This window comes from Kordia sp., from assembly GCF_965283645.1.
Taxonomy (GTDB): Bacteria; Bacteroidota; Bacteroidia; order Flavobacteriales; family Flavobacteriaceae; genus Kordia.
Window position 1 is genome coordinate 3,390,352 of the sequence record NZ_CBDIPG010000001.1, and the last position, 26,981, is coordinate 3,417,332.

At 34.7% G+C, this 26,981-nt stretch carries 24 protein-coding genes; 5 read left to right on the top strand and 19 right to left on the bottom strand.

Going from position 1 to position 26,981, the window contains the following annotated elements; translation table 11 throughout:
• Window positions 1-17 precede the first annotated feature (17 nt).
• From ACQ654_RS14970 to ACQ654_RS15025, 12 genes are all read right to left on the bottom strand, one after another.
• Complete coding sequence (locus ACQ654_RS14970) at window positions 18-1,124, bottom strand: hypothetical protein (RefSeq protein ID WP_430411149.1); 1,107 nt, start codon at window positions 1,122-1,124, stop codon at window positions 18-20.
• 5 nt (window positions 1,125-1,129) lie between these two features.
• Window positions 1,130-1,597, bottom strand: a complete 468-nt coding sequence (locus tag ACQ654_RS14975) for a T9SS type A sorting domain-containing protein (RefSeq protein WP_430411150.1) — start codon at window positions 1,595-1,597, stop codon at window positions 1,130-1,132.
• A 92-nt stretch (window positions 1,598-1,689) separates the two neighbouring features.
• Entirely contained in the window at window positions 1,690-2,004 is a 315-nt protein-coding gene (locus ACQ654_RS14980; RefSeq protein ID WP_430411151.1) for an antibiotic biosynthesis monooxygenase family protein, read from the bottom strand.
• Window positions 2,005-2,027: 23 nt separating this feature from the next.
• Complete coding sequence (locus ACQ654_RS14985) at window positions 2,028-4,757, bottom strand: T9SS type B sorting domain-containing protein (RefSeq protein ID WP_430411152.1); 2,730 nt, start codon at window positions 4,755-4,757, stop codon at window positions 2,028-2,030.
• A gap of 62 nt (window positions 4,758-4,819) precedes the next feature.
• On the bottom strand, window positions 4,820-10,351 hold the full coding sequence (locus ACQ654_RS14990; RefSeq protein ID WP_430411153.1) for an alpha-2-macroglobulin family protein: 5,532 nt from the start codon (window positions 10,349-10,351) through the stop codon (window positions 4,820-4,822).
• A 106-nt stretch (window positions 10,352-10,457) separates the two neighbouring features.
• The gene (locus ACQ654_RS14995; RefSeq protein WP_430411154.1) at window positions 10,458-11,501 is read right to left on the bottom strand and encodes an isoaspartyl peptidase/L-asparaginase family protein; all 1,044 of its coding nucleotides are present in this window, start codon (window positions 11,499-11,501) and stop codon (window positions 10,458-10,460) included.
• Window positions 11,502-11,636: 135 nt separating this feature from the next.
• Window positions 11,637-11,918, bottom strand: a complete 282-nt coding sequence (locus tag ACQ654_RS15000; protein WP_430411155.1) for a class I lanthipeptide — start codon at window positions 11,916-11,918, stop codon at window positions 11,637-11,639.
• A 21-nt stretch (window positions 11,919-11,939) separates the two neighbouring features.
• A complete protein-coding gene (locus tag ACQ654_RS15005; RefSeq protein ID WP_430411156.1) occupies window positions 11,940-12,209 on the bottom strand; it encodes a hypothetical protein in 270 nt (89 codons plus the stop codon).
• Between the two features lie 24 nt (window positions 12,210-12,233).
• Window positions 12,234-12,488, bottom strand: coding sequence for a hypothetical protein (locus ACQ654_RS15010; RefSeq protein WP_430411157.1), 255 nt, complete (start codon window positions 12,486-12,488; stop codon window positions 12,234-12,236).
• Window positions 12,489-12,504: 16 nt separating this feature from the next.
• Window positions 12,505-12,762 carry a hypothetical protein gene (locus ACQ654_RS15015; protein WP_430411158.1) on the bottom strand — a complete coding sequence of 86 codons (258 nt, stop codon included), beginning with the start codon at window positions 12,760-12,762 and terminating at the stop codon, window positions 12,505-12,507.
• Window positions 12,763-12,806: 44 nt separating this feature from the next.
• Window positions 12,807-13,043 (bottom strand): hypothetical protein, encoded by a 237-nt coding sequence (locus tag ACQ654_RS15020; RefSeq protein WP_430411159.1) that lies wholly within the window; start codon window positions 13,041-13,043, stop codon window positions 12,807-12,809.
• A 225-nt stretch (window positions 13,044-13,268) separates the two neighbouring features.
• Complete coding sequence (locus ACQ654_RS15025; RefSeq protein ID WP_430411160.1) at window positions 13,269-13,514, bottom strand: hypothetical protein; 246 nt, start codon at window positions 13,512-13,514, stop codon at window positions 13,269-13,271.
• Between the two features lie 170 nt (window positions 13,515-13,684).
• Between ACQ654_RS15025 and ACQ654_RS15030 the strand changes: the two genes are divergently transcribed.
• The 3 genes from ACQ654_RS15030 to amaB all read left to right on the top strand — a co-directional run bounded on the left by ACQ654_RS15030 (window position 13,685) and on the right by amaB (window position 16,580).
• Window positions 13,685-14,227: a 3-hydroxyanthranilate 3,4-dioxygenase gene (locus ACQ654_RS15030; protein ID WP_430411161.1), complete on the top strand. Its 543-nt coding sequence runs from the start codon at window positions 13,685-13,687 to the stop codon at window positions 14,225-14,227.
• Window positions 14,217-14,939 (top strand): hypothetical protein, encoded by a 723-nt coding sequence (locus ACQ654_RS15035; RefSeq protein ID WP_430411162.1) that lies wholly within the window; start codon window positions 14,217-14,219, stop codon window positions 14,937-14,939. Before ACQ654_RS15030 ends, ACQ654_RS15035 begins: the two co-directional genes overlap by 11 nt.
• A gap of 87 nt (window positions 14,940-15,026) precedes the next feature.
• On the top strand, window positions 15,027-16,580 hold the full coding sequence (amaB, locus tag ACQ654_RS15040) for an L-piperidine-6-carboxylate dehydrogenase (RefSeq protein ID WP_430411163.1): 1,554 nt from the start codon (window positions 15,027-15,029) through the stop codon (window positions 16,578-16,580).
• A 408-nt stretch (window positions 16,581-16,988) separates the two neighbouring features.
• On the opposite strand, the gene ACQ654_RS15045 is transcribed toward amaB, so the two are convergent.
• From ACQ654_RS15045 to ACQ654_RS15075, 7 genes are all read right to left on the bottom strand, one after another.
• Window positions 16,989-17,990, bottom strand: a complete 1,002-nt coding sequence (locus tag ACQ654_RS15045) for an acyl-ACP desaturase (protein WP_430411164.1) — start codon at window positions 17,988-17,990, stop codon at window positions 16,989-16,991.
• Window positions 17,991-18,105: 115 nt separating this feature from the next.
• Window positions 18,106-18,840: a metallophosphoesterase gene (locus ACQ654_RS15050; protein ID WP_430411165.1), complete on the bottom strand. Its 735-nt coding sequence runs from the start codon at window positions 18,838-18,840 to the stop codon at window positions 18,106-18,108.
• A gap of 86 nt (window positions 18,841-18,926) precedes the next feature.
• The gene (locus ACQ654_RS15055; protein WP_430411166.1) at window positions 18,927-20,063 is read right to left on the bottom strand and encodes an ATP-binding protein; all 1,137 of its coding nucleotides are present in this window, start codon (window positions 20,061-20,063) and stop codon (window positions 18,927-18,929) included.
• Window positions 20,060-20,689 carry an HD domain-containing protein gene (locus ACQ654_RS15060; protein WP_430411167.1) on the bottom strand — a complete coding sequence of 210 codons (630 nt, stop codon included), beginning with the start codon at window positions 20,687-20,689 and terminating at the stop codon, window positions 20,060-20,062. Before ACQ654_RS15060 ends, ACQ654_RS15055 begins: the two co-directional genes overlap by 4 nt.
• Before the next feature lie 207 nt (window positions 20,690-20,896).
• On the bottom strand, window positions 20,897-21,649 hold the full coding sequence (locus ACQ654_RS15065) for an SDR family NAD(P)-dependent oxidoreductase (RefSeq protein ID WP_430411168.1): 753 nt from the start codon (window positions 21,647-21,649) through the stop codon (window positions 20,897-20,899).
• A gap of 113 nt (window positions 21,650-21,762) precedes the next feature.
• Window positions 21,763-22,632, bottom strand: coding sequence for an aldo/keto reductase (locus ACQ654_RS15070; protein WP_430411169.1), 870 nt, complete (start codon window positions 22,630-22,632; stop codon window positions 21,763-21,765).
• 307 nt (window positions 22,633-22,939) lie between these two features.
• Window positions 22,940-24,772 carry a sodium:solute symporter family protein gene (locus ACQ654_RS15075; protein WP_430411170.1) on the bottom strand — a complete coding sequence of 611 codons (1,833 nt, stop codon included), beginning with the start codon at window positions 24,770-24,772 and terminating at the stop codon, window positions 22,940-22,942.
• Window positions 24,773-25,008: 236 nt separating this feature from the next.
• Between ACQ654_RS15075 and ACQ654_RS15080 the strand changes: the two genes are divergently transcribed.
• Complete coding sequence (locus ACQ654_RS15080; protein ID WP_430411171.1) at window positions 25,009-26,004, top strand: AAA family ATPase; 996 nt, start codon at window positions 25,009-25,011, stop codon at window positions 26,002-26,004.
• Between the two features lie 107 nt (window positions 26,005-26,111).
• Window positions 26,112-26,978 (top strand): DUF58 domain-containing protein, encoded by an 867-nt coding sequence (locus ACQ654_RS15085; protein ID WP_430411172.1) that lies wholly within the window; start codon window positions 26,112-26,114, stop codon window positions 26,976-26,978.
• Window positions 26,979-26,981: the final 3 nt, after the last annotated feature.

The following is a 26,981-nucleotide window of genomic DNA, read 5'->3' on the forward strand; positions in this document are numbered from 1 at the left end:
ATAGTGTTTAAAAAGTATTAATTTCCGTTGTTATGTGGAGATGTTATGATGGTTCCAGGACCACTATAAGTATCAGTATACGGTGTAGAAACCCATATTCCTGTTTGTGCATTCCAAACATAAATCATGTTATCGTCTCGTGCGTCAAATATAAAGTTCCCATTAGAAGTTGTAATTGCTCCTGCTCCACTATAAGTATCAGTATATGTAACCGAAGACCATGTGCCATTAGTTGCATTCCATGCAAAAATTTTATTATCATCTCGAGAGTTAAAAGCGAAGTTTCCTTCTGAAGAAATGATTGTTCCTGCACCACTGTAAGTGTCTGCATATGTAACTGAAGACCAAGAACCGTTAATAGCGCTCCATGCAAAAATTTGGTTATCATCTCTAGAGTCAAAGGCAAAATTTCCGTCCGAAGAAATGATTGCTCCAGCACCACTATAGGTGTCAGCATAACTTACATCTGTCCATGCATAGTTTATATAGCTCCATGCAAAAATTTTATTATCATCTCTAGAATTGAAAGCAAAGTTTCCATTCGAAGAAATAATTTCTCCAGCACCGCTATAGGTGTCAGCATATGTTACTGATGACCAACTATTACCATTGCTCCAGGCGTTTATAGTATTATCATCTCTTGAATCAAATGCAAAACTAGTATTTGTATTGTTATTTAAAGGATTGGTTTGATTGTTTCCTCCAGGACTTCCGCCTTCAACACTTCCAGCAGTTTTAGCATACAATGCATATGGAACACTTAGTAACTGACTTGTTCCAGTAATGGTATAGTTAGTTCCGCCTAAAACGTCTGTTTCAGTTTTGATAAAATACGGTCCTGAACTCCAATCAATTGTAGAAAAATCATCAGAAGTTGATCCGCCACCAATTTGAATTGTTATCAAACCATTTGTGTTTGTAGAAGCAATATGTGTTTCTGTATAAACAGCCGTTCCTGTTGCATTAGTTTGTAAAATACTCACACGCATTCCAATATTTGAATCCTGTATTAGATTTCCTTGATCATTTCTAATAATCGCTTGGTAATTGATTAAATCTGGCGCTTGCGCAAAAGTTGTAACTGTAATAAAAAGAGTTAATATATAGAGTAAATTTTTTTTCATTAGTGTTATTTTTTGATGATTTTGAATGTTTTGATTTCTTTAGTTTCTTGAAGAATTTTTAAAAGATAGGTTCCACTTTTTAAAGTTCCGATGGAAATAGTTTCAGAAGAAATCTTTTTTTCGTTTTTGATTGATTTTCCATTTAAGTCAAATAATTGATAACTTAAATTGGTGTGTTTTCCAGTTTTTAATCTCAATACATTTGCAGTCGGATTTGGAAATACGCGTACAGCTACATCGTTGAAAGAAGGATCATTTGTACTTAGTAATTGAGTAACTTCTAAGGGAATTTGCGCACCTTGACTCACACTTCCTTCTGTACTTTCAAGTGTTTTTACGGTAAGTAAACCCACAGAATAGCTAACACTACCAGTACTTCCTGTACTTTCATTTGCCGAAGAAACAGGTGTTTCTTGAGCAACTAAAAATGAAGTAAAAAATAATGCTATTAAAAATAATGTTGTTTTTTTCATATATCGGTTTTAATAGTTTGTTGCAAAGTTCGTAATTTTTTTATGTGATTTTATAATTTTTATACAAGCGTTGCAAAAAGTTTATAAGCGTATTATTTTTTTACAAAACTATACTCACGCTCTACTTTGCAAATTTTTACATTGTAGTGCGCATACCAGTTTTTAATGCCTTTTTGTTGTGCAATTAAATGATCTGTATGTTGTTTCCATTGCTGAATGACTTCTAAATTTTTCCAATAGCTCACCGTAATTCCGACCGCATTTCGTGCGCTGTCAATTCCGATGAATCCTTTTTGTTGCTTGGCTAAAGTTTCCATTTGTTCCGCCATTTCGGCATATCCTGCTGTCGTTTCTGTTTGAACAGAAGTAAAGATCACCGCGTAATACGGCGTAAATTCTGAATTCATAGTTTTTGTGTGTACTTGTAATCTTATCGAACCAATGTAAAACTTCCTTTAAAGGCAAAACCGTCTGCCATTTCCATTTTGTACCAATAGTCATTACTTGGCATTTGTTTTCCTCGGTATGTTCCGTCCCAACCTTCGGTTTGTCCTGGTCTAAAATAAAAGATGAGTTTTCCGTACCTGTCAAATATATACATGATTGCCGATTGTTGCACAGCTACAGAAATTCCGCGAACATTCCATGTGTCATTTGCCAAGTCGTTGTTTGGTGTAAAAAACTGTGGAAAATAAATGTTAGAAATATCTACAATAGTATCATAACAATCAGGATTAACATAAAAATTACTGATACTTCTACAGCCAATAGCATTGGTAACAGCTACAAAAATTTCTTGTACGCCACTAGTTGCATAGAAAATTGGGTTGATGGCTCCAACATTCGCTTCCGCATTATTTTCAGTTAAGTAAAATGCTAATGAATACGTTGTATTTCCGTCTAAAACGACTTCAGAATAACTATCATTTAAGTCAAAATATCCAGTGGTACTATTGTCCAGATAACAATCGGTTAGCATCCGCGCACTTGGCGTATTTACATAGGATGGCACTTCAGGATTTGCAATAATTTGAACCGTAAATTGTGTCGTTTCAAAACAACCATTTGAAGTATCTTCTACACGCACGTAAATCGTAGCCTGATTGGTTGTTAAGGTATAATTTGAATCAATAGGACTTGTATTACCAGTCGCATCACCTAATGAAACATGATAGCTTACAACCGTAGTTTGCGTTACATTTTGCAATACTTCATCTTCTACCAAAGTTAAATTGAACATGTTAGTACTTCCATTTTCACATGCAGTCAAATCGCTTGGTGTTGTAATGCTCAATCCTTGATTGATGGTGATTTCAAAATCTGTAATTGCAAAACAATCATTATTCGTATCATCTACACGCACAAAAATAGTTTCTTGATTTGAACTTGGCGAATAGTTTGTGCTAATTGCGTTTGTGCTTGCTGTTGCATTTGCTAAACTCGTATAATAACTTACCGTTACAGTTTGCGTTGTGCTTGCTAGTACGGTTGTTTCCACTTCCGTGAGATTGAAAACGTCGTTGTTTACACCTTGACATTGTATAATATTATTTGGTGTATTTATTTGTAGGCTTTCGCCAAGATTGATGTTAAATTGTGTCGTTTCAAAACAGTTGTTATCATTATTTTGAACACGTACATAAATTGTTTCTTGTCCAGGAGAAATTTGATAATTGGTATTTATAGGATTTGCGTCCATTTCGGCATCCGCCAATAAAATATGATACGAAACCGTCACCAGATTTGTATTGTTTTGAAGCAATTCCGTTTCTACATCGGTTAGTGTAAATGTATCACTTCCTTGGTCTATACATTGAAACAAATCGCTTGGGGTTTCAATAGTTGGACTTGAACTAAGCAACACATTAAACTGTGCTACAGAAAAACATTCGTTATCATCATTTTGAACACGCACAAATATTGTTTCTTGTGTTGTGGTTAGTTCATACATTGTGCTAATCGGATTTACATTGTCATCAGCATTTGCTTGTGAAGTATGATACGTAACTGTCACCGAATGTGCCACATTTTGAAGCAACTCCGTTTCTACAGCTGTTAAGTTAAACATCGGATTTCCATTACTTTCACATTCGGCAAGATTGGTTGGTATTGTCAAATCTGGAATATTATCATAAATGACAATGTTTACTTCAATAATTTCAAAAGTTCCTGTAAGCGTATTTTCAACTCTAATGTAAATAGTTTGTCCGCCTTGTTGAGTATTTGTCCATGTATCTGGCAATGGATTTGTGCTGTTGGTAGCATCATCACTCGTTATATATGAAGAAACTTCATAGTCAAAAGCTTCATGCAATCCTGCGGCTCCGTACCAAGAACCATAAAGGAAATCGTTATTTATAACGGTTGTAAATGTAAATGTGTCTAAGTTAATTTCGTATAATTCACTTGTTGAAACACCGTATAAAGTACCCAATTCACTTGCAAGTCCAAAAGTTCCGCCAGGAATTTGACCTAAATCAACGTGTGAAACATAATTGAAGTCACTATCAATAGTAACTTCATACAATCGGATACTTCCAGATAAATCCCAACTGATGTACATTTTTCCATCTAATACTACAAAATCACCACTTGGTGCGCCAGATCCGAAATTGTGCCAAACATACGCCGGACTTAATTCGTCACTATCATATCTGTATACAGAACCGCTATTAAACCCACCAAAATATAAATTTCCTTGTGTGTCAAATGATAACGAATTTGTAGCAGGAATGGAGCCTAAGTTTGGTAATGGAAGTGTTGTACAATTCGTTTGATCGAGTTCAAAAATAGTATTGAAATCAGTTGCATAAATAACACTATTTTCATCCACGGCAATATCTGAAAGCGAATTTGGCATGTCGCAAATAACAGTTGTTGTAATGGTTCCAGATAAATCGTTTAATTGAATAATATGTCCTGAAGATGTACAAATAACAACAGCTTCTTCAATAGTAACACCATCATAATTCGATAGAATATCATTTTGAATGTCTAAAATATTCAATTCTGAAAATCCATCATCATCACAAATCACATACTCAATCGGATCCATCATCATTGCTTCAGATGTTTCTGCTGAATTTGTGTTGCGATTGGAACTTATCGATAGTGATAATACTCCGAGTACACCTATTAGAAATACTTTTGTTTTATGCATGCCCCAACCTGTTTACCTGATATAAAGGTACTAAAAGCTTTTTTATATTTATTGTTCTTATATTATTTTACAATTTCAACCCATTTTCCTTTGGTACGAATAAAATATTCGTTGTCGTACATAGCTTCCGCCTGAATACCTGGTAAGTAATATTTTCCTAAATAGGATGCGTTGAGTAATACATTGAATGTTTTAGATCGTTTGTAGCCTAAATCAAAATAGAAATTAACACGATCATCTCTAATATCTATATGTCTTGCTTCGCTTGATGTAACATTGCCATAATCTGTAAAACGTGTATTTACAATTTCCCAACCTGAAGGAAATATTTCCGTTAAAGCAATATCTTTTACAGTACTCGATTGATCATTTGTAATGGTCACAGAAGCCATAAAATCAGTTCCTTGCGTAAGTTTAGTTACATTAACAGGATTTCCTTTTTTGTCTTTATATGCTACTCGAATTGTGAAGTTACGTTTTTCAGCCAATTCTTCACCCAATGGTAATTTTCCAGCATTCAATACACGTACAAATAGTGTATTATCATCTTTATTTTCAACTTGTAAACTATTTGCGCCTTTGGTAATTTTTAAACTACGTTGTGCAATTGCTTTGGATGTTTTTATGTTTTCATTGTTTTTTCCATTTAAATGGAATGCGATATTGATATCTTTTCCACCGTTTTTTGTCACCATTTTACCCATTGAAAGTAAACAATAAGCGGTTGTTTGTGTGCTCATCCAACGACTTGAAGATAATCGTTGTGCAATATTTTTTGCAAGAGTAACAGTTCTTTTATCATCTAAAATAACCATCGTTTCCATTGCCATTGCTTTGTTTCTATACATTGAACCATACGAATAACTATTATAATTTTTGGTTTCTACAAAGTCTGTCGTAGCCGATTTAATGATGCGTTCTGCCGCTTCTTTTTGTGAAGCCAATGCGTACGCTGCGGCCAATCGCCATTTTCCGCTGTTCGATAATTCTTTCGATTCACGCAAACGGTTCATAGAAGCTAAATCTGGATGTCCAGCCAATGCCAATGTGTACAATCGGTATGCTTGTGCTAATTCAGAATTATAGTAACCTCTTCCATCTGACGAACGCCAAGAACGTGCTTTATTTTTCTGATATTTAAGCCATTGACTCATAAATGTAAGCGGCAATCTGTATCCTTTCTTTTCAGCTTCAATCATAAAATGACCCGAATAACTCGTTCCCCAATCATTTGCTTCACTTTCCCCAATCCAATAGCTCATACCGCCATTTGGACGTTGAAAATGTGATAAACGTTTGATTCCTTTTTTAATATTATCTTGAATTTGATTTTCTTTTGCAGATGATAAATCAAAAATATCTGCTAAATATAATTGTGGAAATACACTTGACGTAGTTTGCTCAACACATCCATGTGGATATCGAATTAAATATTCCATGCGTGCTGTAAAATCCATTGGCGGCAACGTAGAAAACTCTACAGTTGCTTCATTGGTTCCTATAACTCCAAACGTATCAAAATTGAGTGTTTCTGTTGTTTTTCCTTCAAGCGTAAGCTCATGAATTTTTGTACTGATCGGATTCGGGTTTTCTACATCAATTTCCACTTTATACGATGCTTTTTCACCATTTCCAGTAGCAATTACTTCAATAGTTTGTATGCCTTTTGCCTGACTCACATCTAAATCAAAATACACCATTTTTTCATCTGGTCTATCAAACGTAAGTGATTGTGTTGAATTGCCAATAACTGAGATTCCGTTTTGTAACTTTAGCTGAAGCGAAACATTTTTCACCTTATTTTCCATAGCAAAAACCGTAACTGGAAGCGTTACTTTTTCACCTGGACTCAATTTTCTTGGAGCTGTTGCCAACACCATTAATGGTTTTTTTACTTGTGATGATTGCTCAGCATTTCCGTATGCTTCTGTTTTAGGATCTCCGGCAACAACCATCGTACGAACTGCGCCAATATAATTTGGCATGTCAATTTTGTGCGATTTCGTTTCACCCGCTTTCAGATTGAAAGGTCCTAAATATTTGACAACAGGTTTAAAACGGTTTGCTTTTTTGTTTTTAGCGCCATTTCCGCCGTCGCCACCACCAATTGCAAATACTTGATCAATACTACCGCTAAATGCGCCAATAATATCATCATAAATATCCCATGTGCGTACGCCAAGCGCTTGTCGTTGGTAAAATGCATCCCAAGGATTTGGTGTTTTAAATCGGGTTAAATCTAGTAAGCCTTCATCTACAATTGCTAATGTATATGTCATTGCTTTTTTGTCCGTTTCGCTCACTTTTACAGTGAATGATTGTTCTGGACGAAGCGTTTTAGGCATTGAAATTTTTGGTTTTAGAATCGTTGCAGGATTTTCAACCAGTATAGGAATAACTCCGTACAGGCGAATTGGCAAATCGTTAGTTACATTATCATGTTTTTGAACCAATGAAATATTTACAAATACATTTGGCGCCATTTCTGCTGTAATCGGGATTGTAGTTGTGGTTTGTTCTTTTTCAGTTTTTACCCACTTGGTGCTTAATACTTCCGTACCGTTTTCAACACTTACCAATGCTCTTCCACCTTTTCCTGATGGAAATGTAATTGTTGCCGTTTCACCAACGTTGTATGTTGTTTTATCCGCAGAAAAGATCAGCATTTTTGCCATTTCAGAATTTCCATTGGTATTTGCACGCCACCAATTTTTGTAGAAATACATTGTTTTTCCAGAAGCATGACCACTTTTCGGATCGTAGATACGAATTAAATAACGTCCGCGATCTTCATCAGGAATGTTTAACTTAAACGTTGCTTTACCGTTTGTATTCGTATTGATTTTAAAAGTTTTATAGTGCGAATGATAGTCGCTTCCAGCATAAGAAGAAAGGTCTTCGTAGGAAGAACTCCACCACCAACGCCAATGAATTTGATAAATTTTCACTTCCAATCCGTTACGTTTGATTGGATTTCCTTTATCGTCAACCGTAGCTACTTCAAAAGTTTGCTCTTCATCTGTATAGTATGAGCCATATCGTTTTGGTTCGGGCGCGCGCATTCCGACAAAAGAAATATACGGTGCAAAATCTTTTGAAAAGGCATCAATAGAATAATCGCCACCATTTTCAAATACACGTGTTAAGAACGACGCACGCAACATACCTGGTGCTTTGTTGGTAACGTTTATTTTTTTAGAAATATTGGTAATTCCATCTGCATTTAACGAACCTTCAAACATGGTAAATTCTTCCGTATTGAACTTTCTTGTTGGATCGTTAAATTCATAGTTTGGAAACTTTTCAAACGAAGTATTGGTACTACTTAATTTTATACTCACTTCCGCACGTAAGTTTTTAGCAGGTGCGCCATGTAGCCAAGCGGCTTTGAGTTCGCCTTCAATTGGACGCGAACTGGCAAGAATTTCATCCTCAAAATCAATATTAATTTTTAAACGATTTGGCTTTACCGTTTCTATTTTTAAATTTTTAGTAAATCGGACACCACCAACTGATACAGTAGCATTCCAATTGCCTGTAGGCGCTTCTTTTGCTGTAGGAACTGTAAATTTGTAAAACTGATGTACACCTTGTGTTGCAATATTTTTATAAACCAATTTGCCTTGCGCATCTGTAACTTCCATTTTTACAGGATGATTTTTAGGAAGCGGATTTCCAATATCATTTAATACAAAAGCTAAGTGTAATGAATCGCCAGGTCGCCAAACGCCGCGTTCGCCATAAATATATCCTTTTAGCCCTTTGTTAATTTTTTTTCCAGAAACATCAAATTTACTCATGGAAAGCGCGTTTCCGTCATTGAGCTTTACATAGGTAACTTGATTGTTTTTTGAAACCGTAGCAAAGTATGCATTTTTATCAGCGTCAATAAGCGTTAACCCTTCTGAATCGGTACGTTTGGAAGCAATTTCTTGTTGTTGATAATTGTAAAGTGTCACTTTTGCACTTCCGACAGGATTGGTAGAAATGATATCACTTACCGCAAAATAGTACGATTTGTTTTCGCCTCTTTTTACAATAACACCTAAATCAGAAGCGAGCACATTTGCCGTTAAAAAACGTCTTTCTAAATAGTACGAATCTGTACACGGATTATCACGATCGCTCCAATTGTATCGATAATCTCTGAAATTGTACATGCGATTGTCCCAATATTCTTCTTCATTTTCGTCTTCCTCCTCACGATTTTGATAATAGCTACTTTCAGCTTCCTCTTTTGCGGTATTGTCATCACAAGTGTACAACCCATATGCGCGTTTGAAACCAATTTCTATTTGATAAATTGCACCAGGTGACGCTTTGAATAATGTTGATAAATCAATTCCATACGTTCTCCATTGTCCGTCATTGTCATTTTCGTTTTCAAATAGATTGATGGTTTTTTTGGCAACACGGCGTCCAACTGTACGAATGCTATATCGATCTACATTGCTAAGATCATTACCTTGTAAAAACTGCAATACATTATCTTGATATATTTTAATAACGCGAACATCAACTGATTTTAAATTGATTGCTTGGAAGTTATATGTTAAGTCTTTTGAGTTTGGCAAAATCACACCAGTACTTACAGCACGCAATGCAGGTTTTTGTTGTTCAAATGAAACACGTTTTGAATACGGTTTTTTCAGTTTGAAATTTTCTTTGTTTTTAATTCCAGGAAAGATTTCAAGTTGCACATTTCCAGTAACTCTATTTTCAGGATATACGTGTAAAATATTTCCATCAACGGCATAGGTAAGTGCTGATTGATTTTGAACCGAAACCAATCCGTCAAAGTTTTGATTTTTTAATAAAGGATCAGAAAAGTTAATGCTGAATTTTTGTTCAGGACTTTGAGAAATATTTACTTCAATAACAGAGAAGTTGTTTTGCCCTGGAATTGTATATTTTCTTTTCCCAGAAGATTTTGCAACAATAGGTTTACCTGTCCATGCAATTGTTATTTCAGAATCGTCAATAGGTCTGTTAATACTATCAATTGTAAATTCGTATGCGTAATTGTTAAAAATATTTTCATTCCATTTAATGGCTAATTCTTTACCGTTTTGCGTTGCCGAAATTAACTCTGAAAGTTTTTCTTTAGGTATGGCATCTGCAGATTTTAATACACCATTTAAATATTGCCATTCTTTAGAATATGATTGTAAATCGTTGGTTACGATAAGAAAGTTTGGTGTAATGGTTTTAAAAGCAAATGTATAGTGTTCGAACGTAGCTGGCACAGCTTCGTAAATTTTGTCCAAATGTACTTGTACTGTATATTCGGTGTCTGGCTGTAAGGAAGTTTCAGGTGTAAAACGTAATGTTTTGTTATTCTCAACCGTTAATTTCCCTTGTATTTTGGGTGTAATTGAAATTAAATTGCTTGGTACTTCTTGGTTTGCTTGCCAATCGGTTACTTCTTTTTGAAGTCCAACAATAATCGATTCTTTTGCAGAAATAGTTCCTGCAGTTGTTTGATAAATATAATCTTTAAACTCAAAAATATTATCGGTTTCTGGAGCTGTTTTTTTGCAAGAGTATAAACCAATAAATACAAATAAAACGATGAAAATAGTTGAAGTGCGCATGGTGATTTTTTTTGTAAAATAGACAGACTTTTTCATTAAAATAGTGCTTAATTAGTATTCGTTGGTATATAACTAGTATTCGTAAAAGAATAACCAATTTATGTGTTTACTCTTTGTAAATTCCGATAGTAACTGTTCCGTTTTCGTCAACCATGGCTCTGTACATTCCAGCCGTATTAAACTCTGCAACTAAGTTTCCTTTGGTATCAATGGCAATAATTCCGCCATCGCCGCCCATATTTTTCAATTTATTCTGAATGACTTCTTTTGCAGCTTCTTGCAATGATAAACCTTTGTATTCCATTAACGCTGAAATATCATATGCAACGTTTGCTCTTATGAAATATTCTCCGTGTCCAGTTCCTGAAACTGCACACGTTTTGTTGTTGGCGTATGTTCCGGCACCAATAATTGGAGAATCGCCAATACGACTCCATTTTTTATTTGTCATTCCTCCAGTAGAAGTTCCTGCGGCTAAGTTTCCGTTTTTATCTAATGCAACACAACCAACCGTTCCGTATTTGTAATCTTTGATAAACGGATCAATAGATGCGGCTTTGTCTTTTATATCTTTATTTTTTGCTTTTAGTAGTGAATTGTATCTTTTTTCTGTGAAGAAGTAACTTGTGTCAACAGTTTCTAAGCCTTGTGATGCGGCAAATTCTTCTGCGCCTTTTCTAGCCAATAATACATGATCTGAGTTTTCCATGACTTTTCGTGCTGCAGAAATTGGATTTTTCAAATTTGTAACACCAGCAACAGCGCCTGCATTTAATGTTTTTCCTTCCATAATAGAAGCATCCAATTCATTCTTTCCATTGTTTGCAAACACAGCTCCTTTTCCTGCATTAAATAATGGTGAGTTTTCTAAAATATGAATGGTCTGCTCTACAGCATCTAAACTTGTACCACCATTATTTAAGATTTCATATCCTTTTTTGGCGGCTTTTTCTAGGGTTTCTTTATACTGCGCTTCAAGTTCTGGAGTTAAGTTCTTTTTTAAAATAGTTCCTGCGCCACCATGAATTACCAATCCAAAACTATTTTTTGGAGTTTCATCTGTTTTAGGTGTTTCTTTTTGTGAAGAGGTATCTGCGCAACTGTTTAGTAGAAAAGCAAATAGAATTAAAATAAGAGTTGATTTTTTCATCGGTAAAAATTGATTAGTGGCTTAAAATTACACAATTTCAAATGGAAAAGTGTTGGTTTTTCAAATAATTATATAAACTAAAAAAGCTTCAAAAGAATACACTTTTGAAGCTTTTATTGGATAATTTCTCAAAAATTAACAGCCTGTAATTCCTGCCATTGTAATGAATGAATCACAGAAACAGTTGGTGTTTGCCGAAGGACAACCAACAGTTTGCGGTGGGCAATTTGCCGTAGCGCAACCATTTGTCCCTGGAGGACACCCATTAGTTGGGCAACCTGCAGTACATTGCATGGATTCGAAAGAATCGCAAGGGTTTGATCTTGCTGTTCCACCTATGATCCTATTTCTTTGATCAAATGATGCAATTTTAGACTTGTTAATATTTAACTTTTGAGATAACTTCTTTTTTTTCATGAATATTTCTTTTTAATTAATTTAAGCAACGCAAATACGTACTGATTTTACTCCACACGCCAAGTCTATTGTTATTGGACATGGAAATTGTATAGATTCACATCCACCTTGCCAAGAAGGATCACAATTACAAGCCGTATATAATTCACTGACCCAAGTACAATTGAATAAATCTTGTGTCGGAGCACAAATAAAAGCAAGTGATACTGGAGCAGGAGCTACTGCGCCTCCGTTTAGCTTAGAAACGGATGATTTTTTTAGTGATAAGTTTTTTAACTTCTTTTTTTTCATGATAATTTAAATTTTAATTAATATTTATGCTTCACAAGGAATGTCAACGGACTTTCTACAGGCATTATACTGAGAATTACAGTTAAAATCCCAAGTTGGTTCGCATTCACAAGCTGTATATAATTCACTATACCACGTACTTGTTGTACAGTTAATAATATCTATTGTAAGTGCGCATTGTTGTAAGTTTCTAGTTAAAAGGATAGGAACTTGACCACCATTTAGGTTGGATATTGATGCTTTTTTAAGCGATAATGCTTTTAATTTCTTTTTTTTCATGGTTTTTAATTAAAGATTATAACAAACAAATTCTAACAGAATCCGCGCATCCTACAGGAGCGTTCGAATTACAATTTAAATCCCAAGAAGGATCACATTCACAAGCTGTGTTCAACTCGCTATACCAAGTACATTGGCGAATGTCATACGTAAATAGGCAGTCTCTGATATCTATGGTTAATAATGGTCCTGGACTTGGAGCTGCTATCCCACCATTTAGGTTGGATATTGATGCTTTTTTTAGTGATAAAGTTTTTAGTTTCTTTTTTTTCATGATTTAATAATTTTGTGATAATATTATTTGGAAACACTAGTAGGCTAGTCAAAATTACAAGTGTTTTCCCATCTGGTTAAGCAGTCACATGCTGTTAATAATTCACTCGGGCCAGTCCCGGTACATTGATATACATTCCAAGTTATATAACATTGATATGCAATGCGAGTTACTGGAATAGGTATTGTAATTGTAGTATTAGGTAGTGCAATCTCACCACCATTCAAACTAGAAATTGATGCTTTTTTAAGCGATAAAGCTTTGAGTTTCTTTTTTTTCATGATCGTTTACTTTTAATTTTATTTACACAGGACAAGCTGTTTGTGAAGAATTACATACTAGTTCAGTCATACACAAACAAGTATCTACTCTACTAAAACATCTAGTGTCATTTGTTTTGTATCTTATAGGGATTAGGCCTCCATTAATAGTCGAAAGTTTTGAAACTTTCGCTCTCATTAAAGATAACTTCTTGCTAATTTTCTTTTTTTTCATGACTATTTAATTTAAGCGTCACAAACATCTTTTGATGGCACTGGGCAAATAATTCCCCAAGAAGGACAATTAATATTTTGTGTTGGAACACATTCACATTGCGTGCGCAATTCACTTATCCATGTACAGTTGAATATATTCTCTGTTTCACAAAAACAAGTGTGATGCGACAGCGCCAAACCACCTTTTACATTTCCTAGATTTGAGATTTGTTTCTTTCCTAAATCGAGTTTTTTACTAAATTTCTTTTTTTTCATGATTTAAATATTTTGGTTAACAAAAAAAAGATATAGAATAATACAGTGAGTAAAGTACGGTTTCACCTTACTTAACACTTGTACGTCAGTCAATTACTGTACTATCTGTATGAAAATGATAAAGGATCACTAAAAAATCCGTAATTTTAAAATCTAAAATTCTAAGGATAATGGGAATACAAAAACCGTTTAATCTCAATCAATGGATTGAAGAAAATAGAGACTTATTAAAACCACCTGTAGCCAATAAAAACTTATACAAAGAAGCGGGTGATTATATTGTAATGATTGTGGGCGGGCCAAACGCTCGAAAAGATTATCATTACAATGAAACTGAAGAATTGTTTTATCAGTTAGAAGGAAATATAGAAGTACATATTCAAGAAGATGGTCAGAAAAAAACCATGAAACTTGGGCCTGGCGATATGTATTTGCATCCAGCAAATGTGCCACATTCACCAGTTCGTTTTGAGAATTCTATCGGACTTGTCATCGAGCGAAAGCGAAAAGGAACCAATTTTATGGATGGTTTGCAATGGTATTGTGACAATTGCAATCATAAATTACATGAAGTAAAGTTTCCGTTGTTAGATGTTGAAAAAGATTTTTTAGGACATTTTAAAGATTTCTATGCTTCTAAAGAATTACTTACTTGCGACAATTGTGGACACGTTATGCCAGTTGATAAGCGATTTACCGCAGATGAAGAGTAACATTGTTTTTTTAATAATCGTTTTAGGAATTTTTTCATTTTCATGCGAACCAAAACTATCAGCGGAAGCTATTGTTAAAAAATCGTTGGAAGAAGCACATGGTGGAAAAGCGCAATGGGAAACGTATAAAATTCTAATTTACGAAAAAACAACTACGCTGTATGATCGTTTTGGAAAAATAGAACTTGAAAAAAAGCAAAAATTCTACAATACATTACAACCTAAATTTACCTCAAAAGCAATATGGAAAATAGATGATGAAGAAAAACGAATTGTCTTTGATGGTGAACAAACTTTTGTATTTATTAATGGTTTTCAAGTAACTGATGATGAAAAAGTAAACGTTGCTCACAAAGAAATTCTGGGTGCGCAATATGTATTATGGCAACCGTATAAATTGTTAGCGGATGATGTTTCCTTAAAATTAGAAGGAAAAGTTACGTTAGATGATGGAAATGAGGCATATAAAATAAAAGCTACGTATCCTGAAAGTGAAACGGTTTGGTGGTATTATTTTGATGTCAAAACATTTATATTAAAAGAAAACGTAGTCAAACATGGAGCAACATACAGCCAATTAAAAAATATAGCGCAGGAAACAAAAACCGGATTGCGTTTACACAAAGAGCGAAAAAGTTATATGATTGATAGTACTAGGAATCAAAAATACCTTCGTGCACATTATTATTATAGTATTTTAGAATTGAAATAAGAAACAAAATTATCAAAGATGAAGATTGCTAGAATTGTGCTATCTTCGCAAAAATTTAACAAAAGAATCAAAAAAAGTTATAAATAAATGGGAGCAGTAACTACTGATTTTGGAATCAAAGAAGCTTTAGCAACGCTAGGCTTAAAAGATATCAACGAAGGAACATCAACAGGTTCAACTAATTTTTCAAATGGAGAATTGATTGAATCATATTCTCCAGTAGATGGAAAATTGATCGGAAAAGTAAAATCTTCAACAAAAGAAGACTACGAAAAAGTGATGGAAGCTGCTACTTCAGCTTTTAAAACGTGGAGAACAATGCCAGCGCCACAACGTGGAGAAATTGTGCGTCAGTTTGGAGAAAAATTAAGAGAGAAAAAAGAAGCTTTAGGAAAATTGGTTTCGTATGAAATGGGGAAATCATACCAAGAAGGTTTAGGAGAAGTTCAAGAAATGATTGATATCTGTGATTTCGCAGTTGGATTATCACGTCAGCTTCACGGATTAACAATGCATTCGGAGCGTCCTGGACACAGAATGTATGAGCAATATCATCCACTTGGAGTTGTAGGAATTATTTCTGCATTTAACTTTCCAGTGGCGGTTTGGGCTTGGAATACAGCATTAGCTTGGATTTGTGGTGATGTTTGTGTGTGGAAACCATCTGAAAAAACACCAATGTGTGGTGTAGCGTGTCAAAATATTGCCGCTGAGGTTTTTGCCGAAAATAACTTGCCAGAAGGAATTTGCTGTTTAATAAATGGTGATTATAAAGTTGGAGAATACCTTTCTAAAGACACACGTATTCCATTAGTTTCGGCTACAGGATCAACACGTATGGGGAAAATTGTTGCCAAAGAAGTTGCAGGACGTTTAGGAAAATCTTTATTGGAATTAGGAGGAAACAATGCCATCATTGTAACACCTGATGCAGATATAAAAATGACCGTAATTGGAGCCGTTTTTGGAGCCGTTGGAACAGCCGGACAACGTTGTACATCCACTCGTAGATTAATTATCCACGATTCTATTTATGATAAAGTAAAAGATGCAGTAGTTGCCGCGTACGGACAATTGCGTATCGGAAATCCATTAGACGAAAACAACCATGTTGGACCAGTGATCGATAAAGATGCTGTAAAAGGATACCAAGCGGCTTTAGAAAAAGTAGTTGCTGAAGGTGGAAACATTGTTGTTGAAGGTGGTGTTTTATCTGGAGAAGGTTATGAAAGTGGTTGTTATGTAAAACCTGCAATTGCAGAAGCAGACAATTCATTTGAAATTGTACAGCACGAAACATTTGCGCCCGTATTATACTTATTAAAATATTCGGGTGATGTAACAAATGCGTTAGATGCACAAAACGGAGTTGCACAAGGATTGTCTTCTGCAATAATGACTAACAACTTACGTGAAGCAGAACATTTCTTATCTGTACAAGGATCTGATTGTGGAATTGCAAACGTAAACATTGGAACTTCTGGAGCAGAAATCGGTGGTGCTTTCGGTGGAGAAAAAGATACAGGTGGCGGACGTGAGTCTGGATCTGATGCTTGGAAAGTGTACATGCGTAGACAAACAAATACCATCAACTACACAACTGAATTGCCATTAGCGCAAGGAATTAAGTTTGATTTGTAGTTTACGATAAGAAATATATATAGAAAAAATCCGCTTCAAACGAAGCGGATTTTTTTATGTTTTTTATTGAAAGGTTGAAATCTTGAGCTTTCTAGTATTTCTAGATACTAAATTCTTTCAGAATTTTATTCGAAATGACGCTTTGATTTACAATGTATACTTTTTCAATCTAAAGTTATTATTACATTTTCAAATTACTATACTGTTGAAATATTCGTCATTCCGAACTTGATTCGGAATCTCATATGTTTTGCATGCTATTTTCTGTGAAACTGAATCAAGCTTAACTTGATGCTAGATTCGTTAGTTCAAAACATTTCGAGTTTGAGTAAAGAATCTAAAAGCGTAGCGGTCTAAAAGGCGAAGCCGCTCTAACAGCAAAGCGATCTAACAGCGCAGCGTTCTAAATTAAAGCATTCCGTTTGCTTCTACCCATTTAAATTTTGTAATATCTTCAGGAATTGCAACACGATCAGCAATACGCGCCATACGATCTGGTAATTTCATTACGTAATCTCTCGCTTTTTTAGCTCTATCTGTTAATTCGGTTAATTTATCAATTTCCCAATAAACATTCAGCTTTCTTAAAATATCAACATAATCATGCGTTGTGTATACACCTAAACGTTGTGCAGCATTGGAAAAGTTTTCAAATGCTGTTCCGATAGTTTCTCCAGATTCACGCACAAATTGTGCTGGCATGACGATTTTTTTACGCATCATATCTTCAAAAGCCAACATCATTTCACTTGGATCATAATTGAAAATTGTTTTCACAAACTCTCTATATGCCAAATGGTGTCTCATTTCGTCACCTGCAATAATATTACACATTTTTCCAAGCAACACATTTCCTTGTTTTTTAGCTAACTGCCCAACTCTTTTATGAGAAACATTGGTTGCTAACTCTTGAAAACTTGTGTATACAAAGTTTCTATAAGGATCATTTGCTGTTCCAATATCAAATCCGTCGTTAATTAAATGCTGTGTGGTAATTTCTACTTCACGCATGTTTACACGACCAGATAAGTATAAATATTTACTCAACACATCTCCATGACGATTTTCTTCTCCTGTCCAATGACGAATCCATTTTGCCCAACCATTGTCTCTGCCATTTTCTCCATGTTGATTGATTCCTTCAACATCCATTAACCACGATTCGTAGGTTGGCAATGCTTCTTCCGTAATAGTATCTCCAACTAATACAACCCAAAAGTCGTATCCTAGCTCTTTTGCTTCTTCTCTAATTTGATGCACTTCATCAAAAAATGTATCTTCTTGAGAATTTGGCAAAAAATCTGTGGGTTGCCATATTTTTTCGGGCGGAATTAGATATTTATCCATGTAACCATCGATTTCTTTTTCGATCGTTTGCATGACTTCTAAACGTATATTTTTTATTGACATGATGGTTGTTTAATAATTTGACAAAAGTACCACTAAATATCTACTTTAAGCGAGGATTTTAAAGAATTAACACCTTTAGCGGTCAATAGTTTTCTATTACTTAGTAAAATAGCTATTATTTATTACGACCAGTTTCATTAGGGTACAACTCAGGAAGCGGATCACTTTGCCAAAATTCTTTCGTATCTACATCTAAAATAGATAGTTTTCCTGTAAAAGCGGCACCTGTATCAATATCCCACAAATTATGAGCTTTCATAGGTGTTGAAGTTCCGTAGCGAATCGTTGGTGTATGACCGATGTAAATTTCAGTGTACAATGACAATCTTCTTGGTCCGTGTTGTTCTTTTTTAATGTTTTCAAGCCCAATTTCTTCTACCAAAACGGCGGTTTCTATCAGTGTTCTATCAAAATAAAAATTCTTTGGATAAAATTCTTTTTCCACACCTAACATGGACGTAAAACCTGCATGTAAAAACAATCGATTTTTAGCATCTAAGCTGTAGTTTTCTAAATTATCATAGAATTCAATATGTTGTTCTTTATCAAAGGAAATACGCTCGTAACTTTCAATGGTTTCTTTTCCACCATGACGATACCATGCATCATTAATGTGTCCGTCCATGAGCCATTCATGACACCAAACATCATGATTTCCACGAATGAAAATACAGTTTTGTTTTGTGTTTAAATCGATTAAGAATTCTACCAATTCTGCAGATTCGCTCCAGCCATCAACATAATCGCCCATAAAAATAAGCGTATCTGAAGTCGTAACATTAGCGCGTTTTAGCACTTGTACTAATGCTTTAAATCCTCCGTGAATATCTCCAATAGCAAGTGTTCTCATTGATTTAAATTTTGGTCTAAAATAGTATAAAAATTGATGGATTATTCATGTTTACAGAAACATAACATTGAGAAAACACAGCTTAATTAACTATACTTTATTTTCCGCAAAATTCGAATGGTGGCTTTGTACAATTCATAAATATCTTTATCATAGTTTTTTAAGTATGGTTTAGCCGAATCTAATTTTTCTTTCGCTTCGTGAAAACCATTCAAATAACAAATCATATAGGTTGCTGGAAGATTTCGTAAATCGTGATCTTCACTTTGGTTGATCGGAATTTTTTTGCTCAGTTTTTCAAGAATTACATTATTACTATTGTAAATATGATGCAAGGTTTTTTTGTCAAATTGTGGCGCTTCAAAAATCAACTTGCTATCAATTACATACATTCCGTTTGGCTGAAATGTAATCGTCTTTTTTTCCAACGGATAATACTTGTAGGTGTCTTGCAATCCTAACGGAACATATTCAATAATGGTAAATTCATCATCAGTATAGGTAATTTCAACCTGATCCAACGCAGAATAAAACAACTTTACTTGCTCGTTAATCATTTCAATATCAACTCTAGAATAAAAAACTTTGTCTTTCTTTTTTTGCTTAATTCCTGCCCAACACACCACAAATTGTTCCTTAAACACTTGGTAATGTGTTTCTAAATTTTTGTGTTCATTCGTAATAAAATTAATCACGCTATCTAATGTCAATTTTATGTTGTTTCGTGCACTTTTTTCTATGGTTTGCACTAGTTCTGAATTCACATCTTTAATCTCAATATCAAATGTTTTTGGCATGGAAATACTGCCATCACGCATAAAAATAGAACCGCCATAATACTTCCAAATGTTCTTGCGAAGCGACGTAATTTTAGCATTTGACCGAATGGTGACCAAACCAACTACTTTGCCTTTTGGTAAATGCGGAAAATAGATGTTTTCATACTGAACAATCGGCGGATTTGCCAAATAGGCATTGACCAAATTTTGAATTTTGCTATCGTCAAAAAAATCAACACCAACAATTTGATTTTCTTCATCTTCCACGCCAATTACGATAAACGAGTTGTTTTTCGGGTTGCTGTTAGAAAGTGCGCAAATGTGTTTTAGAAACTTTGCTTTTCCTTCTTTTTCGCCAATATTCAACTTTCGCTTTTTATCGTAAAAACTATTCTCGTCGTTGTGAGCGAGTAAATTTTTAATCAAAAGGCGTTTATTGATCATAATATTGTGAGTTCTCTTTGAATGTTTTTTCTAGCGTTTGTTTCCCACAAATCGTGGTATTTTTCAGTGTAATAAATTCGTGGACGTTCTAGAAAATGCTGCAATACTTTCTTTCTTCCTTTTTTATACATGAAATTTGGAAACATGGAATATTCCTTGCGAATTTTTTGCGTGTATGCTTCATACGTTTCCCAAGTTGTTCCTAAAATTGCCAAATCGAAGTCCAAAAGATAGGCATTATCTTGATTTTGAGTATTTAAGATTTCATGTTTTTTGGTGGAAATGATCAAATTTGCGCAATTTTCTATGCGTTTTGGATCAATTTGAAGACATTTTAGTTGTTTTTCGGCAAATTTTGCACTTTTCAACTCGTTGTTACTTTTGGTTGCTTTGTATACAATATCATGATACCAAATGGCAAATTGTAGCATATCATAATCTACCAAATCAGCTTGATCGTTCTCCGCAAAATGTAACATATGACTAATATGATTCAAGTTGTGATACTGACGTTTTTGTTCACTATACGTATCTCTAATTTCTTCCCAATGATATTCTATAAATAAAGTATCATCGGTATATGTAGATAAAAGATTTCTCCAAGAAGTATAGAGTCTGTTGTGCATTATGATTTTTAAAACCTAATTATAAATTATTGACATTTAAAATCTCTCTAATTTTAAATATTCCAAATCTTAATATATTTTGTCATGACAGATAAATTCACTATTTTTGTCTAGTAATGCTTAATAAAGCCTCTTTCTTTTATAGAAACGTAATTAAGTGAAAGATATACAAAGCTTCTCAAAATTTGAGAAGCTTTTTTATTTTATTTATGATTTCTTTACAATCGTACTCGAAGCTTGTGCCGTACACATCACCATCAAATCGGCAACATTTACATGCGCAGGGCGTGATACAATAAAATAGGCAATTTCGGCAATATCTTGTGGTTTCAAGGGTTGATATCCTTGATATACCTTCTCAGCTCTGTCTTCGTCGCCTTTAAAACGAACATCGCTAAACTCTGTTTCTACCAATCCAGGATTAATTGCGCCGACGCGAATTCCGTGTGCATTTAAGTCAATTCGCATTCCTTGATTCAGTGCATCGACCGCGTGTTTACTAGCACAATACACATTTCCGTTTGGATATACTTCCTTTCCAGCCGTAGAACCAATATTTAAAATATGACCATTTTTTCGTTCCACCATTTGTGGAATAATGGCATTGCTTACATATAAAAGTCCTTTTACATTAATGTCTAACATGGCGTCCCAATCGTCCAAATTTCCACTCTGAATTGGATCTAAACCATGTGCATTTCCTGCATTATTGATCAAAATATCAATCGTTTTGAAATTTTCTGGCAAGGATTCCACTGCTTTTGCAACGTTTTCTTTATCGCGCACATCAAAATTTAAGGTGTGAACTTCCGTATGCAAACTTAATTCCGCTTGTAATTCGTTCAAACGTTCTTGTCGGCGTCCACAAAGAATCAAACGTATATTATGTTTTGCAAATTCGCGTGCAATCTCACGACCAATTCCGCTTGTTGCACCTGTTATAAAAGCTGTTTTTTTCATATTTATTTCCCACGAAAGTGGGAATCTATTTAAGTTAAACAAATACTATTTTAAAACTCAAAAATCTATTCTCAATTCTAACATCTCAATACTAATAGCTCTCTACTGCAAACCTACGGAACTTTATGTCCTTGACTTTCCACCAATAAGGTAAACCAATCTTCCAGTGATAAGTCAATAACTGTTGCTTTCGCAGCATTCGTAATACGTTGGGGCGTTGTTGTCCCAATCACAGGATGAATTCCTGAAGGATGTTTTAAAATCCAAGCTAAGACCAATTGATCTTTCGTAGCGTTATATTTTTCTGTTAAATTGTCTAAAACCTTGTGAATTCTTTCCGTTTGTTCATTTTGTTCTCTAAACACACTTCCTAGCGGTTGCCAAGCCATTGGAATGATAGAATTTGTGATCATATAATCAAGAGTTCCATCATGCATGGCATCAAAATCTGTCAATGAAAACTGAATCTGATTCGTTGTAATTGTATTTTTAGTATTTACCATCGTCATTTGCGAAGGCGTAAAGTTAGACACACCAAACTCCTTAATTTTCCCTTGTGTTTTCAGTTGCTCAACTGCTTTGGCAATTTCGTCAGGATGCATCAACGGACTTGGTCTGTGTAGCAATAACAAATCTAAATACTCCGTTTGTAAATGTTGTAATGATGTTTCGGCAGACCAAATAATATAATCCGCTGCATAATCATAATGTTTAATGGTGTTTTGACGTGTTTCCGCTTGGTATTGAATACCGCATTTTGAAATAATTTCGATGCTTTCGCGATCAATTTTGCTTTGTACGAACGCGTTTCCGAAATCAGCTTCGGTTGTATAACCACCATAAATATCAGCATGATCAAACGTGGTAACTCCTATATTTCTGCAATGATGCATTAAATCAACCATTTGTGAAGTTGACAATTGTTTTCCCCAACGTCCCCAAGTCATGGTGCCTGCTATAATTCTTGAATAATTTGATTTCAAAGTGTTGTTATTTTATGGTAAAAATACGAATTTCTTTAAGAAGAAAACTGAGCGGAGTAGAAGTTTAGACTGTACTTTTTTTTGCCACGAATTCACGATTATTTTTTCTTGATTTTGGTATTCTGAGTCATTCCGAACTTGACTCGGAATTCCATACGATTCAACACTTACTGCTATGAGAAGCTGAATCAAGTTCAGCTTGACGAATTTTCAACTAACAATTTAGCAAATCTAAGAAAGCCCAAAAAGCGAAGCGCTTCCAATATTCAAAAAAATTCCTGCCTTCGCAGGAATGAAAATACTATTTTTAAAAAACACTTGCTCTAATCTTTTTCCAAAGTCGTGTAAGAATAAAACCAGAAGCAATGACAACTATTGTTAAGGTTATTGCATAAGTGTAATCGCCATAAATCCAGTAGCCTGTCGCAAACATGATACTGTAAATAAAAATCATGGCAACGATCATAGCTAAAATACCTGAAGGAACATTCCATGGTTGTGTGTCGGTTACAATTTCCACATCAGCTTCTTTGGCATCAGCAATAGTTTTGTTCCAGCCAGGTCCGCCAGGTTGTATTTTTTTGTAAAAATTGAATAAAGTTTTGTTGGTTTCAGGTTGTGTCATGAAGGTAACTGTGAGCCAAATAATCGTTGTAATGAATACTACTAGTGGAAACTGCGCATAACTTGGCATCCAACCTTCTATAGTTATTCCGCTTACGTCTTTATGTGTGAATAGAATTTTCCCAACAATAGTCAATTTAAACAAATAAGAAATGATACCAGAAGATACCATTGCCGAAATTTCACTCCACGCGTTAATTCGCCACCAAAACCATCGTAAAATAAAAATCAACCCAGTTCCGGCACCAAACATAATAATGATGTCAAAAAGCTGACTTGCATTTTGTAAACGCAATGCAAAAAATGCACTTAACACCATTAAAATAACGGTAGAAATTCGTCCAACATTCACCAATTCTCTCTCAGAAGCTTCCTTATTAATGGTTTGTTTGTAAAAATCATTTACAATATAGGATGATCCCCAATTTAAATGTGTTGAAATGGTTGACATGTATGCCGCAACTAACGAAGCTAAGACCAAGCCTAACAATCCGCTTGGTAATTTTGTTAACATGGCAGAATAGGCAACATCGTGTCCTAATTTGTCATCGGTGATGTTAGGAAATGCTTCGCGAATACTTTCTAAATCTGGAAAAACTACCAACGAAGCCAATGCTACTAAAATCCACGGCCACGGACGTAACGCATAGTGCATAATGTTGAAGAAAAATGTGGCGCCAATGGCATGGTTTTCATCTTTTGCGGCTAACATTCGTTGTGCAATATAACCACCACCGCCAGGTTCTGCGCCTGGAAACCACGAACTCCACCATTGTACCGCTAATGGAATTATAATTAGTGTGATGAGGATTTCTTTATTATTAAAATCTGGAAAAATATTGAGTTTATTTGCTACATTTTCATGTGTAATTAAGTTTTCAATTCCACCAACTTCAGGAAGATTAACACAGTAATACGCGGCTCCAATTGCACCAGCCATTGCGACAAAAAACAATATAAAATCTGTGTACACAACACCTTTAAATCCGCCAATAGCACTAAAAATTACTGTAATTACGCCAGCATATACAACTGTTTCCCACGGTTGCAAACCGAGCATTACACCGCCAATTTTTATCGCGGCTAGCGTTACTCCAGCCATGGCAAATACATTAAAAATGACACCTAAGTACATGGCACGAAATCCTCTTAGAAATTTGGCGGGTTTTCCGCCATAGCGCAATTCATAAAATTCAATATCTGTGGAAACATTTGATTTTCGCCAGAGTTTTGCATAGACAAAAACGGTTAATAAACCTGTAATTAAAAAAGCCCACCACATCCAGTTGGACGAAACACCATCTTTTCGAACAATATCCGTTACAAAATTTGGAGTGTCGGTTGAAAACGTAGTTGCCACCATAGAAACTCCTAAAATCCACCACGGCATATTTCGTCCTGATAAAAAATATTCAGACGTATTTTTCCCTGAAGTTTTAGACACATAAATTCCAATTCCTAAAACAATGGCAAAAAATCCAAAAATAAGGCTATAATCCAATCCTGATAATTCCATAAAAAAGATTTAAAAAAAGGCAATGCAATTCGTATTATTGCGAAACATGCGCTTTTAAGTTATCAACAAAAAAATGAGATCGTTAGATTTCAATTTAAGTTTTGAGTTTTAAAGGCTTCAATATATAAATTATCCTAAATATTTTAACCAATTATTAACAGCAATAAAGGAATAATTTTAACAATTTGCATCGTTAAAATGTGATTAGTAAATTCACGCCACAAAAAAGTACCTAAATGGAAGAAACAATTGATATTAGAGCTATTAATGAAAAAATAGAAAGAGAAAGTGCATTTGTCGATCTACTTATGTTGGAAATGAACAAAGTAATTGTAGGACAAAGACACATGGTTGAACGTTTATTGATAGGCTTGTTAGGACAAGGACATATTTTATTAGAAGGTGTTCCTGGTTTGGCAAAAACATTGGCTATCAATACGCTGAGTAAAGCTGTTCAAGGAAGTTTTAGTAGAATACAATTTACGCCCGATTTACTTCCGGCAGATGTTGTAGGAACGTTGATTTATAATATGAAAGACAACGATTTTTCTATTAAAAAAGGACCAATCTTTGCAAATTTCGTACTTGCGGATGAAATCAACCGTGCGCCAGCCAAAGTACAATCGGCATTGTTAGAAGCAATGCAGGAAAAGCAAGTTACCATTGGTGATACAACGTTTACTTTAGACAAACCTTTCTTAGTAATGGCAACGCAAAACCCTGTTGAGCAAGAAGGAACGTATCCGTTACCAGAAGCACAAGTGGATCGTTTTATGTTGAAAACCGTAATTGATTATCCAAAAATGGATGAAGAACAATTGATTATGCGTGCCAACTTAAAAGGAAGCTTTGAAAAAGTAAATGCTGTCGTTTCTGTTGAACAAATCCTAAGAGCGCAAGAAGCAGTTCGTGATGTGTATATGGATGAAAAGATTGAAAAATACATCTTGGATATCATCTTTGCAACGCGTTACCCAGAAAAATACAAACTAGGAAACTTAAAACCATTAATCAGTTTTGGAGCTTCGCCACGTGGAAGTATTAACTTGGCAACCGCTGCAAAATGTTATGCATTCATCAAACGAAGAGGATATGTAATTCCTGAAGATGTGCGTGCGGTAGTTCATGACGTTTTACGTCACAGAATTGGAATTACGTACGAAGCAGAAGCAGAAAATATTACTTCTGAAGGCATCATCAATGATATTGTAAACGAAATTGAAGTACCGTAAATGAGTTGACTTTGTCATTCCTGCGAAGACAGAAATCTACTAATTAACTAAATTGGATACTTAAAAAAGATTTCGCATCAAGTGCGAAATGTCCAGCAAGCTGAACAATGGATACAAAAGAGTTACTTAAAAAAGTACGAAAAATAGAAATTAAAACGCGCCGTTTGAGCGATCATATTTTTGGAGGAGAATATCATTCTACTTTCAAAGGAAGAGGTATGACGTTTAGCGAAGTGCGCCAGTATCAGTTTGGTGATGATGTTCGGAATATTGATTGGAATGTAACCGCGCGCTACAACGAACCATATATTAAGGTGTTTGAAGAAGAACGCGAACTGACGATGATGTTGCTGGTAGATATTTCAGGATCTGAATTATTTGGAACAAATACACAATTCAAAAACGAAACGATCACAGAAATTTCGGCAACGTTGGCATTTTCAGCCATGCAAAACAATGATAAAGTCGGTTTGATTCTATTTTCAGATGAAATTGAATTATTTATTCCGCCTAAAAAAGGAAAATCGCATGTATTGCGAATTATTCGTGAGTTGTTAGAATTTACACCAAAAAGTACAAAAACTGATATTTCGCAAGCATTACGATTTTTATCAAGTGTAATGAAGAAAAAGGCGATTGTTTTTATGTTGTCTGATTTTATATCAGATGATTACGAACAAACACTGAAAATATCGGCTAAAAAGCATGATCTTACGGGAATTAGAATTTACGATAAACGCGAAGAAGAAATTCCAAACTTGGGAATTGTGCAAATGCAAGACAGCGAAACAGGCGAAAGTATGTTGGTAAATACGGGTTCAAAAACGGTTCGTAGAAACTATACTAACTTCTATCAAGAAAAAGTGAAAAACTTCAAAGAACAGTTTTCAAAAAGTGGTGCAGGTGTTATAAATACACGTGTTGATGAAAGTTACGTAAAAAAATTATTAGGATATTTTAAACGAAGAGGATAAGCG

What these genes read in the sequence shown, in the direction of transcription:
- ACQ654_RS14970 (WP_430411149.1), bottom strand. Translation starts at nt 1,124, where the DNA reads ATGAAAAAAAATTTACTCTATATATTAACTCTTTTTATTACAGTTACA.
- ACQ654_RS14975 (WP_430411150.1), bottom strand. Translation starts at nt 1,597, where the DNA reads ATGAAAAAAACAACATTATTTTTAATAGCATTATTTTTTACTTCATTT.
- ACQ654_RS14980 (WP_430411151.1), bottom strand. Translation starts at nt 2,004, where the DNA reads ATGAATTCAGAATTTACGCCGTATTACGCGGTGATCTTTACTTCTGTT.
- ACQ654_RS14985 (WP_430411152.1), bottom strand. Translation starts at nt 4,757, where the DNA reads ATGCATAAAACAAAAGTATTTCTAATAGGTGTACTCGGAGTATTATCA.
- ACQ654_RS14990 (WP_430411153.1), bottom strand. Translation starts at nt 10,351, where the DNA reads ATGCGCACTTCAACTATTTTCATCGTTTTATTTGTATTTATTGGTTTA.
- ACQ654_RS14995 (WP_430411154.1), bottom strand. Translation starts at nt 11,501, where the DNA reads ATGAAAAAATCAACTCTTATTTTAATTCTATTTGCTTTTCTACTAAAC.
- ACQ654_RS15000 (WP_430411155.1), bottom strand. Translation starts at nt 11,918, where the DNA reads ATGAAAAAAAAGAAGTTATCTCAAAAGTTAAATATTAACAAGTCTAAA.
- ACQ654_RS15005 (WP_430411156.1), bottom strand. Translation starts at nt 12,209, where the DNA reads ATGAAAAAAAAGAAGTTAAAAAACTTATCACTAAAAAAATCATCCGTT.
- ACQ654_RS15010 (WP_430411157.1), bottom strand. Translation starts at nt 12,488, where the DNA reads ATGAAAAAAAAGAAATTAAAAGCATTATCGCTTAAAAAAGCATCAATA.
- ACQ654_RS15015 (WP_430411158.1), bottom strand. Translation starts at nt 12,762, where the DNA reads ATGAAAAAAAAGAAACTAAAAACTTTATCACTAAAAAAAGCATCAATA.
- ACQ654_RS15020 (WP_430411159.1), bottom strand. Translation starts at nt 13,043, where the DNA reads ATGAAAAAAAAGAAACTCAAAGCTTTATCGCTTAAAAAAGCATCAATT.
- ACQ654_RS15025 (WP_430411160.1), bottom strand. Translation starts at nt 13,514, where the DNA reads ATGAAAAAAAAGAAATTTAGTAAAAAACTCGATTTAGGAAAGAAACAA.
- ACQ654_RS15030 (WP_430411161.1), top strand. Translation starts at nt 13,685, where the DNA reads ATGGGAATACAAAAACCGTTTAATCTCAATCAATGGATTGAAGAAAAT.
- ACQ654_RS15035 (WP_430411162.1), top strand. Translation starts at nt 14,217, where the DNA reads ATGAAGAGTAACATTGTTTTTTTAATAATCGTTTTAGGAATTTTTTCA.
- amaB (WP_430411163.1), top strand. Translation starts at nt 15,027, where the DNA reads ATGGGAGCAGTAACTACTGATTTTGGAATCAAAGAAGCTTTAGCAACG.
- ACQ654_RS15045 (WP_430411164.1), bottom strand. Translation starts at nt 17,990, where the DNA reads ATGTCAATAAAAAATATACGTTTAGAAGTCATGCAAACGATCGAAAAA.
- ACQ654_RS15050 (WP_430411165.1), bottom strand. Translation starts at nt 18,840, where the DNA reads ATGAGAACACTTGCTATTGGAGATATTCACGGAGGATTTAAAGCATTA.
- ACQ654_RS15055 (WP_430411166.1), bottom strand. Translation starts at nt 20,063, where the DNA reads ATGATCAATAAACGCCTTTTGATTAAAAATTTACTCGCTCACAACGAC.
- ACQ654_RS15060 (WP_430411167.1), bottom strand. Translation starts at nt 20,689, where the DNA reads ATGCACAACAGACTCTATACTTCTTGGAGAAATCTTTTATCTACATAT.
- ACQ654_RS15065 (WP_430411168.1), bottom strand. Translation starts at nt 21,649, where the DNA reads ATGAAAAAAACAGCTTTTATAACAGGTGCAACAAGCGGAATTGGTCGT.
- ACQ654_RS15075 (WP_430411170.1), bottom strand. Translation starts at nt 24,772, where the DNA reads ATGGAATTATCAGGATTGGATTATAGCCTTATTTTTGGATTTTTTGCC.
- ACQ654_RS15080 (WP_430411171.1), top strand. Translation starts at nt 25,009, where the DNA reads ATGGAAGAAACAATTGATATTAGAGCTATTAATGAAAAAATAGAAAGA.
- ACQ654_RS15085 (WP_430411172.1), top strand. Translation starts at nt 26,112, where the DNA reads ATGGATACAAAAGAGTTACTTAAAAAAGTACGAAAAATAGAAATTAAA.